The organism is Flavobacterium branchiophilum FL-15 (genome assembly GCF_000253275.1).
GTDB lineage: Bacteria > Bacteroidota > Bacteroidia > Flavobacteriales > Flavobacteriaceae > Flavobacterium > Flavobacterium branchiophilum.
The window spans coordinates 437,914-459,029 of the sequence record NC_016001.1; the positions used below are offsets into that span (position 1 = coordinate 437,914).

13 protein-coding genes and 1 pseudogene are annotated in these 21,116 nt (G+C 29.6%); 3 read left to right on the forward strand and 11 right to left on the reverse strand.

The window, feature by feature from the left end; translation table 11 throughout:
• Nucleotides 1-56 precede the first annotated feature (56 nt).
• The gene (locus FBFL15_RS16450; RefSeq protein WP_014082984.1) at nt 57-548 is read left to right on the forward strand and encodes a hypothetical protein; all 492 of its coding nucleotides are present in this window, start codon (nt 57-59) and stop codon (nt 546-548) included.
• Between the two features lie 814 nt (nt 549-1,362).
• Here the strand turns inward: FBFL15_RS16450 and FBFL15_RS01900 are convergent.
• The 11 genes and pseudogenes from FBFL15_RS01900 to FBFL15_RS17195 all read right to left on the reverse strand — a co-directional run bounded on the left by FBFL15_RS01900 (nt 1,363) and on the right by FBFL15_RS17195 (nt 13,102).
• A complete protein-coding gene (locus tag FBFL15_RS01900; protein WP_014082985.1) occupies nt 1,363-1,791 on the reverse strand; it encodes a hypothetical protein in 429 nt (142 codons plus the stop codon).
• Nucleotide 1,792: 1 nt separating this feature from the next.
• The gene (locus FBFL15_RS01905) at nt 1,793-2,191 is read right to left on the reverse strand and encodes a hypothetical protein (RefSeq protein ID WP_014082986.1); all 399 of its coding nucleotides are present in this window, start codon (nt 2,189-2,191) and stop codon (nt 1,793-1,795) included.
• 466 nt (nt 2,192-2,657) lie between these two features.
• Nucleotides 2,658-3,170 carry a hypothetical protein gene (locus tag FBFL15_RS01910; protein WP_014082987.1) on the reverse strand — a complete coding sequence of 171 codons (513 nt, stop codon included), beginning with the start codon at nt 3,168-3,170 and terminating at the stop codon, nt 2,658-2,660.
• Nucleotides 3,171-3,598: 428 nt separating this feature from the next.
• On the reverse strand, nt 3,599-4,471 hold the full coding sequence (locus FBFL15_RS01915; RefSeq protein ID WP_014082988.1) for an Rpn family recombination-promoting nuclease/putative transposase: 873 nt from the start codon (nt 4,469-4,471) through the stop codon (nt 3,599-3,601).
• 610 nt (nt 4,472-5,081) lie between these two features.
• Nucleotides 5,082-5,813: a hypothetical protein gene (locus FBFL15_RS01920; RefSeq protein ID WP_014082989.1), complete on the reverse strand. Its 732-nt coding sequence runs from the start codon at nt 5,811-5,813 to the stop codon at nt 5,082-5,084.
• Nucleotides 5,814-5,861: 48 nt separating this feature from the next.
• Nucleotides 5,862-8,060, reverse strand: coding sequence for a peptidase domain-containing ABC transporter (locus FBFL15_RS01925; protein WP_044032043.1), 2,199 nt, complete (start codon nt 8,058-8,060; stop codon nt 5,862-5,864).
• Entirely contained in the window at nt 8,053-9,357 is a 1,305-nt protein-coding gene (locus tag FBFL15_RS01930) for a radical SAM/SPASM domain-containing protein (protein ID WP_014082991.1), read from the reverse strand. The genes FBFL15_RS01925 and FBFL15_RS01930 overlap by 8 nt, the downstream gene beginning before the upstream one ends.
• Before the next feature lie 96 nt (nt 9,358-9,453).
• Complete coding sequence (locus FBFL15_RS01935) at nt 9,454-9,663, reverse strand: hypothetical protein (RefSeq protein ID WP_014082992.1); 210 nt, start codon at nt 9,661-9,663, stop codon at nt 9,454-9,456.
• A 66-nt stretch (nt 9,664-9,729) separates the two neighbouring features.
• Nucleotides 9,730-11,946, reverse strand: a complete 2,217-nt coding sequence (locus FBFL15_RS01940; protein WP_158309082.1) for an outer membrane beta-barrel family protein — start codon at nt 11,944-11,946, stop codon at nt 9,730-9,732.
• Between the two features lie 357 nt (nt 11,947-12,303).
• Nucleotides 12,304-12,504, reverse strand: a pseudogene (locus FBFL15_RS01945) (tyrosine-type recombinase/integrase); the annotation flags it as partial.
• A 463-nt stretch (nt 12,505-12,967) separates the two neighbouring features.
• Nucleotides 12,968-13,102 (reverse strand): PhoU domain-containing protein, encoded by a 135-nt coding sequence (locus FBFL15_RS17195; RefSeq protein ID WP_083839286.1) that lies wholly within the window; start codon nt 13,100-13,102, stop codon nt 12,968-12,970.
• A 362-nt stretch (nt 13,103-13,464) separates the two neighbouring features.
• On the opposite strand from FBFL15_RS17195, the gene FBFL15_RS01950 reads away from it, so the two are divergent.
• Both FBFL15_RS01950 and FBFL15_RS01955 read left to right on the forward strand, forming a co-directional pair.
• Nucleotides 13,465-13,869, forward strand: coding sequence for a T9SS type A sorting domain-containing protein (locus tag FBFL15_RS01950; protein ID WP_044032047.1), 405 nt, complete (start codon nt 13,465-13,467; stop codon nt 13,867-13,869).
• A 10-nt stretch (nt 13,870-13,879) separates the two neighbouring features.
• Nucleotides 13,880-20,911 (forward strand): RHS repeat-associated core domain-containing protein, encoded by a 7,032-nt coding sequence (locus FBFL15_RS01955; protein ID WP_014082994.1) that lies wholly within the window; start codon nt 13,880-13,882, stop codon nt 20,909-20,911.
• Nucleotides 20,912-21,116: the final 205 nt, after the last annotated feature.

A 21,116-nucleotide genomic window follows, 5' to 3' on the forward strand; every position in this document is an offset into this window, starting at 1 on the left:
AATGTTTATTTTTGTATGACCATTAAAAGCAAATAATCTTTGAATAATTATCGGATATGAGAAAAAGTAATAAGCAAGAACAAAATCAGATTCAAAACGACTTAACAGAAGACGTAAAAAACAGCACAAACCAAGAACAAACCGAGGTTTTAGCAGCATCAGAATCAAATGAAGTAATAGAAAATCTAGTTGATGAAGCGGCTGGTACAGATTTTGAACAAACAGTAGAAGTTTCCGAAACGGAATCAAATGTTGTCGAAACAATGGAAACAGCTCCAATGCAGGAACACACTCCTGTTGATACTTTAGACGAGGTATTGTCAGAAATAAAAGACGAGGAGTTAAAACTAGAAAAAAAGAAAAAGAAAAAATCAAAAGTTAAAAAAGCTAAAAAAGGGAAAAAAAACAAGAAAAAAAAGAAAACTAAACTAAATAATAAATCCAAAAAGAAAGTTAAAAAGAAAGCCAAAAAAGAAGCCAAGAAAAAAGCTGCCAAGAAAAAGAAATCGAAAAAAAATAAGAAATCGAAAAAAAACAAGAAAAAATAAATAGCTCATATTTACAAAAAAGCCCTGCAAAATTTATTGGTTTGGAGGGTTTTTTGTATTTAATAATAAAGTAAGTTTTTGTTTTAAATAATACCAAATATATTAATAAAATAGTCCAAAGATGTGTGGTTTTTTTAGAAAAAATTAAAAAAAATGTTGCATAGCTGGGCTACGGAACTATTTTTTTGACTTATTTTAGCAAAAAAGAACCAATAGATTAGGCAATTTTATATGTATATTGGGTATTAGTTCTGACATTAATTAATTCATCGTGAAAACGGCTGATATCTTTTAGGCTTTTAACTTCGAAATTTTCTAATGATTTTAGATAATTTTATTTTATATACTCTGAAATTTGAATATAGTTCATAACCTGATTTTAGTTTAAAATTGTAGCTAACGCCAGCCTGTGAAAAAACTGCCGTTAAATGTTTTTCAAAAATAATAAAAAGAGTAATAAAAAAATAAGATAAAATATTGTTTTTTATTATTATTTTTTGTACATTTAAACATGCAATATAATCAAGGAATTTCTGATAAGCATGCGGTGGGATTTGTGTGGCAGTGGCGAATTACGTTATCCCACCTGCAAGGTTTCCAAAACCTTGTAGGTGTAAATAAATAGAAATAAAAAAGAGGAACTAAATCCTAACAAAAAACTTTTCGATAAACCCATAAGGGGCGTGAATATAATCGGTTTAGTTCAACACGAGTTTAACTCATTAACTATATTTTTTATAGGTATTCGTTGATTACAATTCATTGCTCGGCTTGCAGCCGCAACGAAACTCTAGCTGTTGGCGGTAGTTTTTATTTAGCAGTCGTAGTTCTCATAATTTACTTTCTCAAATTTTTCTTCATAGATTTGTTTTTCCTTTTCAGTTAAGATTTCCTTTTTAAGTTCCATTTTAAGTTGCTTTTTTGTGTCTGGACTTATCCAAATTCCTTTAAATCCATCTTTTGTTTTTTGTAAAATCAAAACACCTGTAAAATCATATTCCGTAAATATAAACTGGTCTTTCTCATTTTGAGAAATGTCTAACTGCAACCAATTACTTACATTGTTGTATTTATACATTCCTTGGTAATTTAATTTGTTAGTACAACCATTGTCTTCTGATTTTAGATACATTGTAATTGGCATTTTTCCATCAATTTTCCCTTTGTACAAATATGAAATTGAATTTTGTCCAAATGTTTGGGTAAAAATTGTTAAAAGTAAAAGTGTAAATATTGTTTTCATTTTATTTTAATTTTTTATAGATTTCTGAACAACCACAATCACAAATAAGTTGGTGTTCTGAATTTACTGGATTTAAAGTCATCTTATTATAGTTGTTTTCTTCGCTGTAGTAGTTAAAATATTCAACCTCTGAATTTGGAAAAGAAATTTGAAGATATGTTTTTGTTGAATCAATTTGATATTTACCTATTAGCCCTAATTTGTCTAATATTTCTCCATTATTCTTAAATTCAAATATTCTACCGTTAGATACATCCGATTGATAATTTTTTCCACCTCCATTTCCGCTAATTGTTTTGGTTAATTGCCATTTCCCAATTAATGTAAATTCTTCTTTCTTAGAATTACAACTTGTAATTAAAAATTGTCCACATATAAATAGGTAAAATAAATTCCTCATTTTTTCTCTTTTCTGTATGTTAAGTACTGTTGGTCATAAAATTACCGCCAACGTCAGTCTGTGAAAAAACTGTTGTTAAATATTTTTCAAAAATAATAAATAAATAAGATAAAATAGTGTTTTTTATTATTATTTTTTGTATATTTAAACATGTAATATGTTTAAGGAATTTTTGATAAGCATGCGAAGGAATTTGTGTGGGAGTGGCGAATTACGTTATCCCACCTGCAAGGTTTCCAAAACCTTGTAGGTGTAAATAAATAGTTATAAAAAAGAGGAACCAAATCCTCTTAAAATGCTAACAAAAAACTTTTCGATAAACCCATAAGGGGCGTGAATGTAATCGGTTTAGTTCAACACGATTTTAACTATTAAACAATATTTTTTGTAGGTATTCGTTGATTACAATTCATTGCTCGGCTTGCAGATGCAATGAAAGGCTAGCTGTTGGCAGATGGCTTTATTATTAAATTTTAAATTTTCCTTTGTAATCTTCCATATTAGTATAAATTCTTACTCCTAATATTCTCCAATCTCTTGTTCCAATTATTTGGTAATTATATGAATTGTCATTATTCTTTGTAATGTGAACGTTTGATGCTTTCCAATCAATTCCGCTTACAAATCCTGTCATCATTGTGTAGGCATTTATAATTCTAACCTGTTGATCATATTCCTTAAATGTAATCGTTGCGCTAATTGTAGTTGCTAATTTTTTTTCTAAAATTATATCTTCAGTAAAGATATGACCATTAATTTTTTCTTTACCTACAATTTTGCTTTCATCTTTAACTTCAAAAATTTTTATTTTATTGTTTTCAACGTTTGGTTTAGCAATAAATGACATTAGTCCAAGAACAAAAATTAATGTAGCAATTCCTCCAAGATTTTCACGGACAATTTTAATTACTTTAAAGCAAATAATTATAAAGTAGAAAAGTATTGAAATATTTAATATTCCCCAAAGTAATTCTAACATAATTTCAAATTTTAGTTAATTTCCTTTTCACGTTCAGTTTTTCTAAGCTTTCTGCTAACGACAGTCTGTGAAAAAACTGCCGTTAAATATTTTTCAAAAATAATAAAAAACTATGAAATAAAATAGTTTTTTTTACCCTAACCCACCTCAAAAGATCGTTTTACAGCCCACATTATTTGGCAACAAAATAATGCTGCTTAAAAATAACCCTTTCGCAAATGGCTTCTATTACATTCAAAAACCAGCGTTTTTTTTGATTTTTTGGATAATAAACAGGTTTTTTTTACAGCCTGACGGTTTGTGGCTTGGCGATGTGGCGGATTTAGTAGCACAAGAGTTTCTAAAAACACCTAAACTTTGATTAAGCACAAATGTTTCTAAAAAAGCACTTAGCCCGCAATCTTGCAAAACGCTTGTTGGCAGAAGGTTTAATTGCTCTTTTCGTTTCGCAATTCTTGTATTTTCTCAATTGTTAAACTTGTTAAATCAGCAATTATTTCGTTACTATATCCTTTAGTAATTCCATTTTTTGCAATCTCTATTTTTTCTTCTTCTCTTACTTTAAACTCCGCCTCAGTTTGCAAAGAAAAAACTTCACTTGCTTTTAAATGCAAACTATCTAAATATCTATTATAACCATATTGGTCATCTTTTGGAAGTCGCATGATGTCTAAGACTTCGTTGGCTTCTTTCAAACCTTTAGCTTTGAAGTTGTCTTTTACTTCGCTATTTTTCAAGAAATAAACCCATTCGTCAAGCGTGTCTTTTGCAATGTCGTTAAATTGGTTTACTTTCAATAAATAATATTCAGGAAAAATATCAGCAACTTCTTGTTTTAAAAAAGTTTGTTTTTGTTTTTCAGATAATCCCAAAACATCGTTTTGATGCAAACCTTTAAAGTCAGTTTTACCTCGATAAATATAATCTTGCCCTTGTCCGAGGTCAAAATAAACTATGTTTATTGAAATGACTTTTTTAATTTCTGAATATTTCTGACCAAGTTTTAAGTTTTCTGAAATGGATTTAGAAACACCATAAGCCATTCGATGGAAATAGTCTATTTCATAAGTAGATTGTAATTCAATGATAATCAGTTCATTTTTAGAGTTATGCGTCAAAATATCAACCCGATTAAATTTGTCATCGTCATACTCTTGATTGCTTTCGCTTTCGAGAATTTGCTCGATTTTGATGTTATCAAACAACAATTCACTCAAAAAACCTTCAAGCACCACAAAATTGGCTTTATTTCTCAAAAGTCGTTTTATTGCCCAATCAAATCGAATTAATTTCTTACTCATCGCTTAAAATAGTTGTGCAAAAATACGAAATATTTGTTTTAGTTTTTGATTAATATTTGATGTTACAATTTTAGAAAATATTTTTTTTAAGAAATAGAATTACGTTAAACCGCTTGAAGAAACGAGGATACGTTTCATTAACAGAGCTTTACATCCAACTCAACCCATCTCTTTGCGAACCGCCGAGTACGTGACCCGTATGCTCGGTGGTGTACTCAAAGTTTTATTTGTTTTTTTAGGATTTCGTGAATGTAAACATTTGAGAGGCTCTCCCTGCTAGTTTCTGGCAGGGCAGTCTACTCGATTGGAGGAAGCCATAATTTCTCAATTATACTATCTAACCTTATTCATATTGCTATATCCTTTTTTCAGTCTTGAATATCATACGTTAAGTTTGAAACTTCTTGTATTAAGTTAAAAATATCATACATTAAGTTTAGAATATCATAAGTTAAGTTTAAAGTTTCTTATATTAAGTTAGAAATATAAAACATTAAGTTATGAATATCATAAGTTAAGTTTAAAATTTCTTATATTAAGTTAGAAATATCATACATTAAGTTTAGAATATCGTAAGTTAAGTTAGTGCTATCTCAAATTATTCATTGTTTTATGGTTTAATTTTTGTGAATTTCAGACCACTTATTTGTTTATACTGTGGACTTGTTGCTCCAAATACTGATTTTACATAATTTTTTACAGTTTGGGCAGTGTCTACTATACCTGTTTGATGTGCATAAAGTTTTATATCTCTTGTTTGCATTGCTGTTTTATATGGAATATAGGCTGTTTTGACTGCTGTGTTTATGGTTTCAAGGTCTTTTTTGTAGGCGGTGAGATTTACAATTTTTAGTGGCTCTTCGTTTGGATTATAAACTGGTTCAACATCTGCCAATTCAATTAATTTTTCGAAATGGTCTATTTGCATATCATAAGATTGTTGAGATACAGAATTTTTATCGCTTGGGGTTTCTCCTGTTGGTACTTCTTCTGTTGTATTGTCTGCTCTTTTTCCTTGAATTTTTCGGTTTATGGTTTCGGCATCTGCTATAACTGTTGTTGGTGCTGATGCTCCTTTTAGGGCATTTAATACTTTGGTTGAAGTTGGTTTTAAGGGTTTGAAAATTGTTTTTCTTTGCCCTTCCACACTATTAAATGGGGTTTCAGTAGTTTTAACTTCTTTTACAGATGCTTTAGCTACTACATGTTGCGTTGTTAAAATTGGAATAGTGATGTTTGGATTTGACGGATTATAAGGTGTTCCATAACCTGTACAAGCAATGATTAATGTTTCAAAATTGGTTATATTTTTGTTGTGTCCTGTTTCCGTATTTGATGCCATAATATTTAGTTTAAATGATTAATTTACAAATATATAAAATGTTGTTTGTTAATTTCCTAACTCTAATTGGTTTTTAACTAAATTGTAATAGTTTCCTTTGCTTTGTACTAATTGCTCATGCTTTCCAATTTCTACAATTTGACCATTTTTTAAAACAATTATTTGGTCGGCATTTTTAACGGTGCTTAAACGGTGTGCAATTATTACTACAGTTTTTGTTTCAAAAAAATCTTGTAAATTATTGTGTATTATTTTTTCGTTTTCGGCATCGAGTGCTGATGTTGCTTCGTCAAAAAATATGTAATGAGGGTTTTTATATACGGCTCTTGCAATTAAGATTCTTTGTTTTTGACCGCCTGAAATTCCGTTGCCAGATGCTCCAATTTTGGTTTTATAGCCAAGTGGTAACGAGTTTACAAATTCTTCGATATTTGCAATTTTTATGGCTTTTTGAAGCTTTTCTTTATTTATGTTTTCATCGCCTGTGGCGATGTTTCTTTCGATTGTGTCGGAAAATATAAAACCGTCTTGCATAACCACACCACAATTTTTTCTTAAATCATTCGGAGATATACTGTTTATGTTTACGTCATTATAAAACAGTTCTCCTTCCGTCGGACTATAAAACCTTAGTAATAATTTCATTAAAGTGGTTTTACCACTACCGCTAGATCCTACAATTGCAGTTATTTTTGCTTCGGGAATTTTTAAATTTATCTCGTTTAAAACAAAAGGAGATTTTGGACCTTCGTACTGAAAGCTAACATCTTTAAAATTTATTCCGCTATCTGAAATATTATTACTTATAATTAGATTATTTTTTGTGCCTATTTCTTCTGTTGGATGATTCTGAACTTCATTTAGTCTTTCTAAACTTAACTTAGCATCTTGTAATGATCGAAAAAAATTCACTAACTGGTTTACTGGTGAATTCATTTGTCCAACAATATATGATACACTTAGAAGTTCTCCTAACGTCATCTTTCCTTTTATAACAAATAGGGCAGATAGAAAGGTTACTAAAATATTTTTTGTCTGATTTATAAAGTCAAAACCTGAAAGTTGTAATTGGTCAAGTTTCAATATTTTAATATTAATTTTAAATAGTTTTTGTTGAATACCTTCCCATTCTTTGCGTTTAAAGTCTTCAAACTGGTTAATTTTCATTTCTGTGACTCCATTGATTATTTCGTAGATGGATTCTTGATTTTCACTTCGATGTTGGAATTTATAATAATCTAATATTCTCCTTTTTTTTAACCAATGTAAAGACCAAAATATGGAAAGAATTGTTAAAACTAAATAGACTATCAGGATTCTATAATTATAATACCAAAGAACACCAAAGAACACAGAAAATGTTACAATAGAAAAAAAAGTAGTTAAACTTTGAGAAGTTAAAAAATTTTCAATTCTTTCATTATCTTGGATTCTTTGGTTAAAATCTCCCATCATTTTGGTGTCAAAAAATTTGACAGGTAATTTTAATAATTTCTTTAAAAAGTCAGATATAATAGTTATACTTATTTTTGTTCCAACATAAAGCATAATTGAATTTCTGATTATTTCAATAATTAAAGAACCAAGATAAAGTGATAATTGTGCAAATAAAATAATTGATATTACATTCAGATTTTTGGCATTAACGCCTTTATCTATTAAATTTTGGGTTAAAAACGGAAAGATTAGTGTCAAGCAACTGCCTAATAATAGTAGTAAGAACATTATTACAATTTGTTTTCGATATGGATTTAGAAAACCAAATATATATTTTAAATCAAGGCTTTGTTCTTTTTCTGAAATTTGGGTATAAAATTTTTCGGTTGCAGATAGGAACAAGACAACTCCTTTGTCATCATTTACGAGCCATGATTTTTTAAATGTCAGTTCATTTAATTTTATTAAACCATGTGCTGGGTCAGCAATGTGAAAATATTTTTTACTTCCAAATAAACTTTTGCTGATTTTCAAGAGTACAATGAAATGATTTTGATTCCAATGTAAAATTACAGGGAAAAGGTCTTTTTGTTCAATAATTTCTGGAAGCGAAATTATTGTTGAAAGAGTATCAAATCCGATTTTTTTTGAAGCCTCGCTTATGCTTAATAAAGAAACCCCCTCTTTTGATATAAAAGTGTTTTCTCTAATAAACTGCAAATTGATGTTTTTGCCATATGCACTAGCAACCATTGCTACGCAGGCAGGACCACAGTCCATTTGATCATATTGAGGATAAAATTTAAACATTGGATAGTTCTCCTTCTAAAAACATTTCTAATACTACATCTTTTTTCTTTGATTCGTCAAAATTATGAATACAAAAATCGGTATCCTTGCGTTCTAGGGCATATTGACTACAAGCACCACCGCAAATAGGCAAGATGCTACATTTTAAGCAAGGTTTGTTTTTTAATTTGATGTCCATTCTGTCATAAAACTTCTCGTTCCATTCAATTTCGCCAGTATTACTAAGAGTTCCTTCTCTATTAGATTTGTTAAAATCTCTAGCGTTACATTTAAATACATCCCCGTTGTAATTTATTGCCGCTTGATATTTCTTGTCTGCATAACAAGAATTTCTCAAAGTGTTTAATGAACTTGATTGAGGTAACTTAAATCCAAATTTAAAAAATTCAATTTTAATTTGTTTAGCTTTTTCAAATAATCCTATTGTATTACTTTCTTGCCACACCTTTTGCATATCTAAAGTAATCAGGCCTCTTTCTTCTACTGTTAAATCATCAAAATATAGAAGAATACTATTTAGTTCTGATATATTTTCGGAAGTATAATTTATTCTTAATGTAACTTTAATTTTGTTTTTTACTAATTTTTTAATGTTAGAAACGATTTCATCAAACGAACCTCTCTCTTTGTTAACAAATCTAACCTTATCATGACTTTCTTTGTTGCCATCAAAAGTTATTTGAAAACTATTAACTTGATACTTCACTAAATCTATAAGCATTTCATCATTTATTAAGAAACCATTTGTTGTAAAGTGGGTATAAAGGCTTATTCCTTTTTCTTTTGCATAACGATGGGTATGCTCAACAATTGGTAGTACTACATCTTTATAATATAATAGCGGTTCACCACCAAAAAATGAGAGATGGAAATACTTTAAGTTTTCCATTGTATTAATTTTATTATTGATAAGCAATATGATGTCATTTACTGCCGATTCTGTCATTTTAGATCCTTTTATATGCGACTCGTAGCAATACCAGCATTTAAAATTACAATTCATCGTTGGTAAAATCATCAAGCTAAATAACTCGTCATTATCGTCAATTTCTTTAATAAGTTCTCTAACTTTTTGTATTTCGTCTTCTTCCTTCGGAAGTATAAAGCCATTTTCAACAAGCGAATCGTACAATTCAGGGTGAACTTCGTTTATGCCTATAGCGTTATCCTCTAGTTGTGCAGCATTTATTAAATCCATTAGTAATGGCTCTAATAATAAAAAATTCTCGGTAAAAGAATTGTGGTAAATGTATTTTTCATCATAAAAAATAGATGTATTGAATTTACTTAGTTTCATTTTTATTTTTTTAAGGTTAGTATTTTGCTTTTTTCAATTATAAAAACACATTAAAAGAGGAGAGAGTTGATGTCTCCCCTCTTACATAATGTTAAATTATGCTAGTGCTACTAGTTCACCACAAGAGCAACTACAAGAACAAGGGTCTCCTCCGACAGATACAGAAACAGAATTACTTCTTTGTCTGTAAGACGCTGAATTAGTTGAACTATAAGAAGAGAAGCCTCCTTTAAGTTTACCTTGTTGGTCTTCTTGTAAAGATTCCATCTGCTTTACAAGGTCTTTAAATGATTTTTTATCTTTCATTTTAAAAGGTTTTTTTGGTTACATCTACTCATTGATGGCTTTTCGATTTCCGCCATTGTAATTTTGTTATAGTCTTTGTCTGGTTTGATTTTCAGAACGAACAGATTTGTCATTTACTTTTTTATTATTCCCTATTTTGTATTGAAGGTATAAAGCCACGGATTGTGTTAATCTTTTTTGAAAGAATTCAAATTCAAAATTCCCATAGTTTGCAGTATTTTGAGCTCTCATTGTATCAAAAACGTCAAAAAAGGACAACTTGATTAAACCATTGGCATTCCATATTTTCTTTTGAATTGAAACATCAAAATTATAAGACCCCATATCATCAACTACATGATATTGGAATTTACTAAAGTAAACGCTAAAAATATCAATTGAGATTGTTTTGGTGAGTTTTATATTAGCGTAAATATTATTAACAAAAGATAATTTATTAGTTTTCAAAAAATCATTCTTCGAGTTGAATTCGTAATATTTGGTGCTAAAAGTAAAATTCATAAAAAGCCATTTTGATAAATCTCCAGAGTAATCGTAACTAATGCCGTAGTTGTTTTCATTCCCAAAATTTTGAGATTGATAAATTCTAACATTGTCATTTGATAAGGTGTATGCAGGAGCAATAAGGTCATTTACAAAATTTATGTTGAATGAAATTTCATGATTTTCTAATTGATACGATACATCTATTTTATTTGAATATTGAGGCTTTAAATCGGGATTGCCTTTTTGATAGTAGAAATCATCAAGTTTGAGTACAAATGGGTTCAAATCTTTGAAAGAGGGTCTTAGGATGCTTTTTGAATAGGTAAACGATATATATTTATCATTACCAAAATCATATCCATAATAGAAGCTCGGGAAAAAATCCGTGTAATTTTGCGTTACAGATTCGTTGTTGATTTTATTAAACCCATTGACATTAGTGTTTTCAATTCTTAAACCAAATTTTATATTATTGTTTTCTTTCCATTTTCTATTAAATGTAAAATAACTTGCAAATATATTCTCTCTATTAGTGAAATTCTGAAAACCACTAGGATTCAATTGCCAATTGTCTCCAATGAAAGATTCTTCTATTAATGTATTTTTCCTATTTATAAAATTGTTTTTAATTCCTGTAGAAAAGTTACCTTTTTTTGATGTGTTCTGTTTCCAATCTAATTGAAACGTATTATAGTTTGCGACACCGTTTGCAATAAAACGTGAATTTGAATTACTCAAATTACCTAAAAGATAATTGACAACGATATTATTTGTATTGTCTATATTATTTTGACCAATGTCCCCGATAAATTTAATGGTACTTCCAAGGGTATCTTTTTTAAGTGTATAATTAAAAGTGCTGTACCATACATTTTGCTTAATGTCTGTACTTGATTGATTTATACTTGAGGTTTCAAGTATGTCGCTATTATAGATACTCAAATCTTTGTTTGAATCAATTTCTTTATTTTGTTTATTAAAAAATAATTCGACACCAAATTCGTTTTTTTTGTTTGGATAAAATACAAATCCATTTGTTAATGTTGTTGTTTTATCTCTTTCGATAAAAAAACCTTCATTCTTTTGCTTAACGTTTGTATTAAAAATAGTAGCTATTGACTTGACTTTTCCTCTATCATCATTATCTGTATAGTTTACTCTTGAATATAGATTCCATTTGTCTGAACCATATAGTAATGAGTTTCCAAATTGATATTTCAGAAAATTTTTTTCCTTGTAACCTAAATAACCTTTACTTAAAGAGGAAAATCCTTTTGGTATTTTTTTGGTTACAATGTTAATTGTCCCTCCAATATTACTTGCATCAGCCTCAGCAGAGCCAGTCTCCTGAATTTCGATTTGTTTAATTGTTTCTGAATTTAAGCTACTTAGATAGTTTGATAATTCGTTGTTAGATAAATTTAATTTTCTTCCGTTTATATTCACTGATGGATTTCCGTTTTTAAGAGAAATACCTCCTTCCGAGTTTACTTTTATTTTTGGTGATCGTTGAAGAACTTCTAATGCATTATAACCCTCTTTTAAAGGACTGTTTTCTACAATAAATATAGTTTTGTCAAATTCTCTTTTGAATAATTGCTTTTTTGCCTGGACTGTTACCTCTTCTAAGATTTGAATTTTTTCTAGTTTAATAATACCTAAATCCAAATTCTCATTAATAATAATTTCTTTTGAAAACAAAAGAATTCCGCAGTGATTGATTTGAAGTGTATAATTCCCATTCTTAACATCCATATCAAAAAAACCATTACTATCAGATAATTCAGATTTTAACATTTGTTTTTCTTTGGACAGCAATAAAATCTCAGCGGATGCTATTGGTGTATTGTTTATGTTCACTATTGTACCTTTAAAACTTGTTTGTGAAAACAGTTTTTTTGGTAAAGAGATAATTAAAAAAAAGATTGTTAAATATATTTTTGACATCATATAATAATTTTCTTGTTCGTTTATTTTTTTATGCGGTTTCTTTGCGTTTCGTGTAGCTCAATGGTTTCCTCCAACTAGTAGATATTCGAAAGTTTTTGCGTTTTTAACATATTTTTGATTGGCAAAAACTTAAATATAATCATTTGTTGTTTTATTTTATAATTGTCAAATTTATAAATTTTTTTAAAACAACCTATTATTTTTTTACAAATTTTTATTTTTATTCGCATTGTTTACTAATTTATCTAAAGGACTTTCTATTTTATCCACCACATTGCGGGTTAAATGGGTGTAAATCATCGTGGTTTTTATACTAGAATGTCCTAGAAAATTCTGTATATAGCGCACATCGGTACCATTTTCTAACAAATGGGTAGCAAAACTGTGCCGCAAAGTGTGCATGGTGGCTTTTTTTGTTTTGGAAAGGCAAAGTGAAAACGAAAAGAAAGAAGTTTTAAAAAAAACTTTGGTGAATGGAGGCTATCTGTTGGGGGTTGCCCGCATGAGGGATTAGCGCAAGGCACCATGTGCTCGTGATAGCCCGACGGCAAAAAAAGGAAGCCCCGCCTGAAGGGTTTGGGGCGTGGGGGCTTTCTTTTTTTTGGCGGCATGCCCTTGTGTGGATGGTTGTTTTTTGTTGTATTATTCAAAAAAAACAGTGTTGTTGTCTGGCTATATAACGATTTTTTTTAAATTTTTTCTTAAAAATAACTACGCATCTTTGGACTATTTTATAAATATATTTGGTATTATAAATACATTTGGTTTAATTTTGAAAAAAAGATAATTTTTTAAACACGCTTTCAGCTTAAAAAAGCCCTCAAAACATCATTGGTTTGGAGGGCTTTTTTTGATGAGGCAATACGAATTATATGTTTTTTTCGTGCCGTATAGAGGTGGCGTGTATCATAAAATAAACCGATTCGGCTACGTTTGTACAGTGTTCGCCAATGCGTTCGAGATGTTTGAGGGCTAGGATTAAATTGGTTCCTGAAACGATAATTTAAAGTAAAAGAGATTAAAATTAAAAAAGAGAAATAAAAATATGTGTCAAATAATTTTTTTATCTATTATTTTTTTTATTATATTTGAACCAAAATATTTAAAAGGCTCTTACTTTACTAAAATATATAAAGCATTGCTTTATTCTTGTCAATTGAAAACTGGTAATTTTCATAATTTTGAGTACAGGAATAAACTTTGCCCATGCTTTGCGTGGGCTTTGTTTATTTGTACTCAAGGTTATACCAGTACCTCAATGACAATAAGCGAAGTGCCACGCTTTTTTTTTATTTCACAATTTAAAACTTAAACCTTATTTATTATGAAAAAAAAATTTTATTACTTATTATTTCATCTACTTTGATGATACATGCTCAACAAAAGATACATTTTGAGTATGATTTGGCTGGAAATCAGATTTCAAGGCAGTTTTGTTTAAATTGTTTTGCTAAAGCAAATATCGTTGCTAAAAATGTAGATCAATTGAAAGAAAATGATTTTCAAAAATTTCATCCAAATGATAATTTTTCATTTTATCCAAATCCTGTAAAAGAAGAACTCTTTTTGAAATGGGAAGATACTATGGATTCCAAGATACAATTAATTGAACTATTTGATTTAAAAGGTATGCTTTTAGAAACTTATATTATTCAATCGAATTTTAATAATGCTAATATAGCATTTAATAAATTTCCAAATGGTGTTTATATAATAAGATTAAAATACCAAGATGAAAATGAGAAAATCATTAAAATTATAAAAGAATAAATTATATACCATGAGAATCAAATTAATTATATTAATTACCTTAATTTCAAATTTGCTTTTTTCGCAAAGTTTTCATGATACTCAAGGTAAATTAGAGATTTCAAATTCAGGGCAAGCTACATTCACTCTTCCAGTAGCCATGCCACCAAGTATTAAAGATGTTGGGCCAATAATAAATTTAGTATATGTGAGTGGGCAAAACGGGGGTATTGCTGGACAAGGTTGGAATATAAGCAATATATCTAGTATATCTCGGATGTCTACTAGGCAAGATATTGACGGATACAGAGACGGTGTAGATTTTGATGCTGATGATAAGTTGTCATTAGACGGACAGAGATTACTTGTTAAAACTGGTAATTATTGGTTAGATGGATCAACTTATGAAACCGAAGTTCAAAGTAATACTAAAGTTGAATTAAAAGATAATGGTACAGGAATTTATTTTATTGTAACGGCACCAGATGGTTCACGTTCATGGTATGGAAACTATGGAGGAAATAATGCTTCTGATGCTACAGCGTTTTATATTACCAGATTTGAAGATGCAAATGGTAATTTTATGACTTATCACTATAATAAACCTTTATTGAAAAATTTATGTATATCAGAAATAAGATTTAGTGCAAATGTTTTAACAAACCCAAATCCTTTAAACAAGATAGTATTTACTTATAAAAATGCAGCCAGAAGGGAGTTTGCGTATATTAAAGGAATAAAAATAGAAAAAGCGGAATTGCTCCAAAAAATAGAAGTCTATACAAATGATTTGCTATTTAAGAAATATGAGATAACACAAACAACTCCTGATGCTCAAGGATACGAAAGAGTTGCAAAAATCCAAGAATTTAATGGTGCAGGCGAGCCTGCTAACCCTATTTTATTTGAATATAAAAATACGGTTGATTACATTTATGAAAATACAACTTCATATACTGATGCTCTTAATATTTCAACGAGTCCTGAAATGTCAGGTGATTTCGACGGTGATAATAGATTAGATTTCATTACGGGTAATAAATTATACACAAAATTGTTTAATGATTCTGGAGCTACATTTAACTTGCCTAACTTAGGTAGCACTAGACAAAAATTTACTGCTACTACGTTATTTAATAATAAAGTAAACCAAAAACAATCTATAGTTCATGCAAAAGAAAACTTAAACAGTGTTGATTTTAAAATCTATAACCTTGAAAATAATGGCTTAATTAATACGTACACTAAAACAATATCAATGGATAATTCGGGTAGTTGTAGTGATGAATGTACAGTATTTAATTATGATCTAAACGGAAATATTATAATAGGACCTGGACAACCAGTCTCGAAATGCTCAAGTCCTACGTTTATTAAAGATACAAATAAGTATATAGAAGGTGATTTTAATGGTGATAGTATTTCTGATGTACTTATTTTAAGTTACGTACAATATCAGGTTTACACACCTGCACTTAATGACGGAAATGATCCAATAGACATTGGAATGGCAAAAACTACTAACCAAAAAGGAAACAATAGCGTTTGTAAAATGGAAAGTTTTACATCTGAATATATTTCAGAAGCCCGTATGGTAGATTTAAATGCCAATAGTCCTACAACAGAGAATAGTTCAGGAAATTTCACAATAAATAATACTGGAATTCAATTATTACAAAAAGGTCAAAGGTATGTTATGGATTTTAATTCAGATGGTAAGGCAGATATTTTGATGATTGAGAATAACAGAAATTATAAAATAATTAGTTTTAAACAACTAGCTAATGCACCTTGGGCGGAATTAGAAGTAATTGGGCAAGGTGTTTTAGATAGTTACTCACCTTCAAAGCAGATATTATTTGGTGATTTTAATGGTGATGGAAAACCCGATGTTACCTTGCCAAGAGCGGATGGAAACGGATGCGAAGGTTGCACGGAATGGGATATTTATTATAGTAATCCGAACCAAAGTGGCAATAATTTTTTTGTAAAAGAAACTTACAATATTGTTGAGTATAGACCATCAAGTGGAGATGATTATGAGACACAATGGCATAGTAGTAACTATTATGCGATGGATGTGAATAAAGATGGTAAATCAGATATTGTAAGAGTGTGGACAAATCTTTGGCAATATAGTTGGTTTTGGGATCCGAAAGATATAGATTCTTCATGGAGAGTTAGTACATATATCAATAATATTGGTTTGAATGGTGGTTTTACAAATAATTATAGCTCTCCATCTTCACATGATAATAATGATAACACTAGACCTATTCCTCTTGTAAGTAATTATAAATATAAAGGCTTGGATAGTGATTTATTAATGATTAGAAATCATGTAGGTAACTCATTTGATAAAACAGTAACTTTTTTAGATTTCAAAAAAGACTTTTCAGAAGACAATCTGCTTAGAAAAGTAATTCAGTCAAATGGAGCTATAGTTGATGAAATAGCTTATGATTCTATGGTTTCAAATGGAATGAACAATGGATTAGGGACATTAGACGGATTCTATTCATCATCAGAAAGTTTAGAATACCCATTGATTGAACTTAAACAAATGGTTAATAATAAGTTAGTGAGACAAGTCCAAAATACATCATTAAATGTTGTTAAAAAACAAGATTTTATGTATCATGGATTAGCAGTAAATCTAAAAGGAATTGGAATTATAGGTTTTAAAAAAACTGCTCGATCTAGTTGGTATAGAACAACAAACGATAAAAAAAATTGGAACATTATAGAAATTAATGCAAGTAAAAGAGGAGCTGTTGAAAAAACATATACTTTGTTATTAAACGGTTTTATACCATTTAATTTTGGCACTAATTACTCTAGCATTATTAATAAAACAGAGAATATATATACTGAAAACATAGATTCTATAACGAAAAAGTATTCTATTTTATTAAATACACAAACAAATACAGATTATCTTACAAATATTGTAAGTCAAAAAATTTATGATTACTACTCAAATGATTATTTCCTTCCTTTGAGTGTTACAGAAAATAAATATTTAGGAAGTACTTTAAATGGAAGCACTAATACTATAACTAGTTATTATAATAATGCAAATGGAATTGGTAGCAATTATTATATTGGAAAGCCTAAAGAAGTAAATATTAAGAATACAACTTATGTAAATACTGTAAATGGATTACCAGACATTAAGACTAAAAACGAGAAATATTTTTATAATAATTCTAATCTTATCAGTGTAGAAAAAAAATCTAATAATTCTACAGAAACTTTAATAGAAAATTTTGTGTATTTACCTAATGGATTGTTACAGAGTAAGACAATTAGTGCTATAGGTACAACATCTAACAATGCAGTTTCCAGTAGAACAACTTCCTATACTTATGATGTAACAAATAGATTTGTTAAAACAACAACTGATATTGAAGGACTTGTAACTATAAATTTAACATATCATCCTTTATATGGAACTGTACTGTCCCAACAAAATCCATATTTACAAGTATCTACAAGTGTATATGATAATTGGGGTAAAAGAGTAAAGTTTACAGATTTTTTAAATAAAAGTATAAATTATATTTACACAAGAACTGGAAATATATATAAAACATTACAAGTTGGTGATGATGGTAGTAGTAGCATGGTAGAAAGTGATGCTTTAGCAAGACAAATTAGAAAAGGGGTATTAGATTTAAATGGAAACTGGACTTATGTTAGTAAAGAGTATGATTTTTTAGGAAGAAAAGTAAAAGAAAGTGACCCTTATTTCTCATCTAATACACCATCTCTTTGGACACTTTTTGAGTATGATGATTATAATAGACCAATAAAGACAACATCTCCATCAGGTAAAGTAATAGATACTTTTTATAATGGCTTATATATTTCTGCTACTGATAGTGCAATGACAAAGTCTAAAACTATGAATGCAAATGGTCAAGTAATTTCTGCTACAGACACACCAGGAGGAACTATTAATTATAAATTTGATGCTAATAACAATTTAGTTGAATCGGATTATCAAGGAATTAAAATAACTATTCAATATGATAATTGGGATAGAAAAGTGAAATTATTTGACAGTTCAGCTGGAAATTATACTACTTTTTACAACGCATTTGGTGAGGTTAAAACAGAAACCACTCCAAAAGGAACTACCTCCTATAATTTAGACCCTGTTGGTAAAGTTTTAACAAAAACTATAATTGGAGATGGAACATCAATTACTAGTTCATACACATACGACCCTGTTAATAAATGGTTAACAAATATAGCAGTAACAAATCCAAATGACGGCAATAGTAATTATGCTTATTCGTATGATCTTACAACAAAACAGCTTAACAAAACAATTGAGACTTTATATACAAATGGTTCTACAATTCCGTTTGCAACATTTACAAAACAATTAACATTTGATGCGTTTGGTAGAGTTTCAAATGAAATTTCAACAGCTTTTTCACATGGCAGAACAAGTTCAAAAACAATAACACATACTTATAAAAATGGTACTGAATGGCAATTACTAGACGGTACAAATGTCAAATGGCAAGCTAATTCAGTTAATGCTAGAGGACAATTAACAAGTCAAGTTCTAGGCAATGGAATATCGATTTCTAATACCTTTGATAACTTTGGATACAATATAGAAAATAAGCATGTTTTAGGAGCAAATAATATTATGACGTTAAATAACGTATTTGACCCAATTCTTGCTAATTTAACGAGTAGATCAAATAGCTTGTTTGACGTTAAAGAAAACTTTGTGTATGATAACCAAGATAGACTAACTTCTTGGGATGGTTTAGGGCAAAATTTATTAACATTTCCTTTTAACAGTACTACTGATGGTTTTGTTTTTAACGGTTCAAGTACAGTCGGTTCAGTTTCAAATTTATCTGGAATGTTAAAAGTATCACTAAAGAATACATTTGTGTCTGCTAATAAATCATTAAATCTTAATGTAGCAACGGGTAATAAATTAAGAATTAAGGCTGATGTTTCTAATAAGACAGGTTCTAATGGTGTGATTGTAAATGCAGTGATGATAGAAACCGACCCTCTTGATCCATTAAACTATGCTGAGATTTTTATTGGAACTATTAATAATGGTGTCTTTGACAACAACTATACGGTAAGTGATTTTGTGCAAAATCCTAAATTAACTTTACGATTTATTATTGACGAAGGTAGTCCTTCAACTTCAAATGGACTATCAGCAAGCAATACAGATCTAAATGGAAATTTAATAGCACTACCACCTATTGCTACCTTTAATGTTGATAATTTAAAGATAGATAATGTTAGTAGTAATTATCAAAGTTACGACGATAGAGGAAGAATTATAGAAAATGAAATTGGGCAATATAAATATACCATTAATAATAAACCTTATCAAAATTCGTCTATATTTACAAGTTCTAAAGCTAATACTTATTATTCTTCAAAACCATTGCAAAATATATCATACAATGCTTTTAAAGCGCCAATCCAAATAGAAGAACAAGGTGTTGAGAAATTAAGTTTTGGATACAACGCTATGTTGCAACGATCTATTATGTATTATGGCAATAATGATACAGACAAGTTGAAACGACCATTTAGAAAATATTATAGTGCTGATGGTAGTATGGAAATAAAAGCTATATTTGCACCAGGTAATTCAACAAATCCAACAAGCGTTGAAATGATTACTTATGTAGGTGGAGATGCTTATACTGCACCTATATTGATAAAAAGCGATGGAACGGCACAGAGTTATTATTATTTGCATCGTGATTATCAAGGAAGTATAATGGCTATAACTAATGCTGTTGGGGCAGTTGTGGAGAAAAGATTGTATAATCCATGGGGGGAAATAGTAAAAATACAAGATGGTATAGGTAATAATTTAACTAAACTTACGTTCTTTGATAGAGGATATACAGGACATGAACATTTGGAAGGTGTTGGTTTGATTCACATGAATGGTCGTTTGTACGACGCTAAATTGCATCGTTTCTTGCAACCTGATAACTTTGTACAAGACCCTTATAATACTCAAAGTTTTAACAGATATGGATATTGCTGGAATAATCCATTGAAATATACAGACAAAAATGGAGAAGAGTTAGTTTCAGCAATTTTAATAGGAGCAGGAATTGCTTTAGCAGCTTATCTGACAACCAATTTAATAAATGACCAACCCATTACATTAAAAGGAGCATTGATGGCAACTTTTGTTGGAGCGGTTAGCGGAGCAGTTACTTTTGGGATTGGTTCATGGACTCAAAGTATAACTAACTTTACACTCAAGGCAACCACACAAGCCTTATCACATGGCTTGTTTCAAGGTACTTTAAGTGGTGTGCAAGGAGGCGGATTTTGGTCTGGGTTTGCTAGTGGTACTTTAAGTAGTATAGCAAGTAGTGCTTTTAGTGGTGGTATGGATACTAAAGTAATAAATGGCAAACGTTACAACGTTGCCGGATCAGGTTGGAGTGGTGCAGGTAAATTTGCTAAAAGTACTTTTGGAATGATTTCATTTGGAACTGTTATGGGAGGTGCTGGTGCCGAACTTACAGGAGGCAACTTTTGGAAAGGTGCTGTTACTGGGCTGGTGGTTAGTGGGTTGAATCATGCTATGTCGCATAATACCAAATCAAAAACTGAAGGCACACTATTTAAAGATCAGCAAACTTTAGAAGGTACAGCACTTAATGATACTTTTGAAGCGTCGATGACGGTGGACTATGAGTATATAGTTACGAACAAAGGAGAGGTTCAGGTTTTAGAAAATTCTATCCAGGTAGGGGAACCTGTAATGAATGACATCCTTAATCCTTTTGATCAATATAAACCAAACTATAATCTTTCAAAGCAAATAAATCCGTTGGTGCAACTCACTCCAAATTCTAAAAGTATAATTGTAATTAGAGCTTATCTTACCCATATTGGAATTGGTGCTGGTATTATTCCTCAAGCTCCGATAGGATTTTTCCAAAAGGGCTTTGAGTTTCTTGGTCAAGTGAATGCGGCAAATCCATCATTATCAAGTATGTCTGTTAAGGCGGCATCTGAATATAGACTTTATAATTAAAAAAAATATGAAAAAATTGCAAGATTTTTTATTAGGTATAGTAATAAATATATTTTTACTTTTCTTTATTATGATCATTTCTACGTTTGTATCAAAATTGATATCGTTTTATTGTGATGATTGTAAACTTATGATTCAAGAGAAGGTAGTATCATTTTTTTTATCTCTATATATTGTTTATATAATTATAAAAATAAAAAGACAT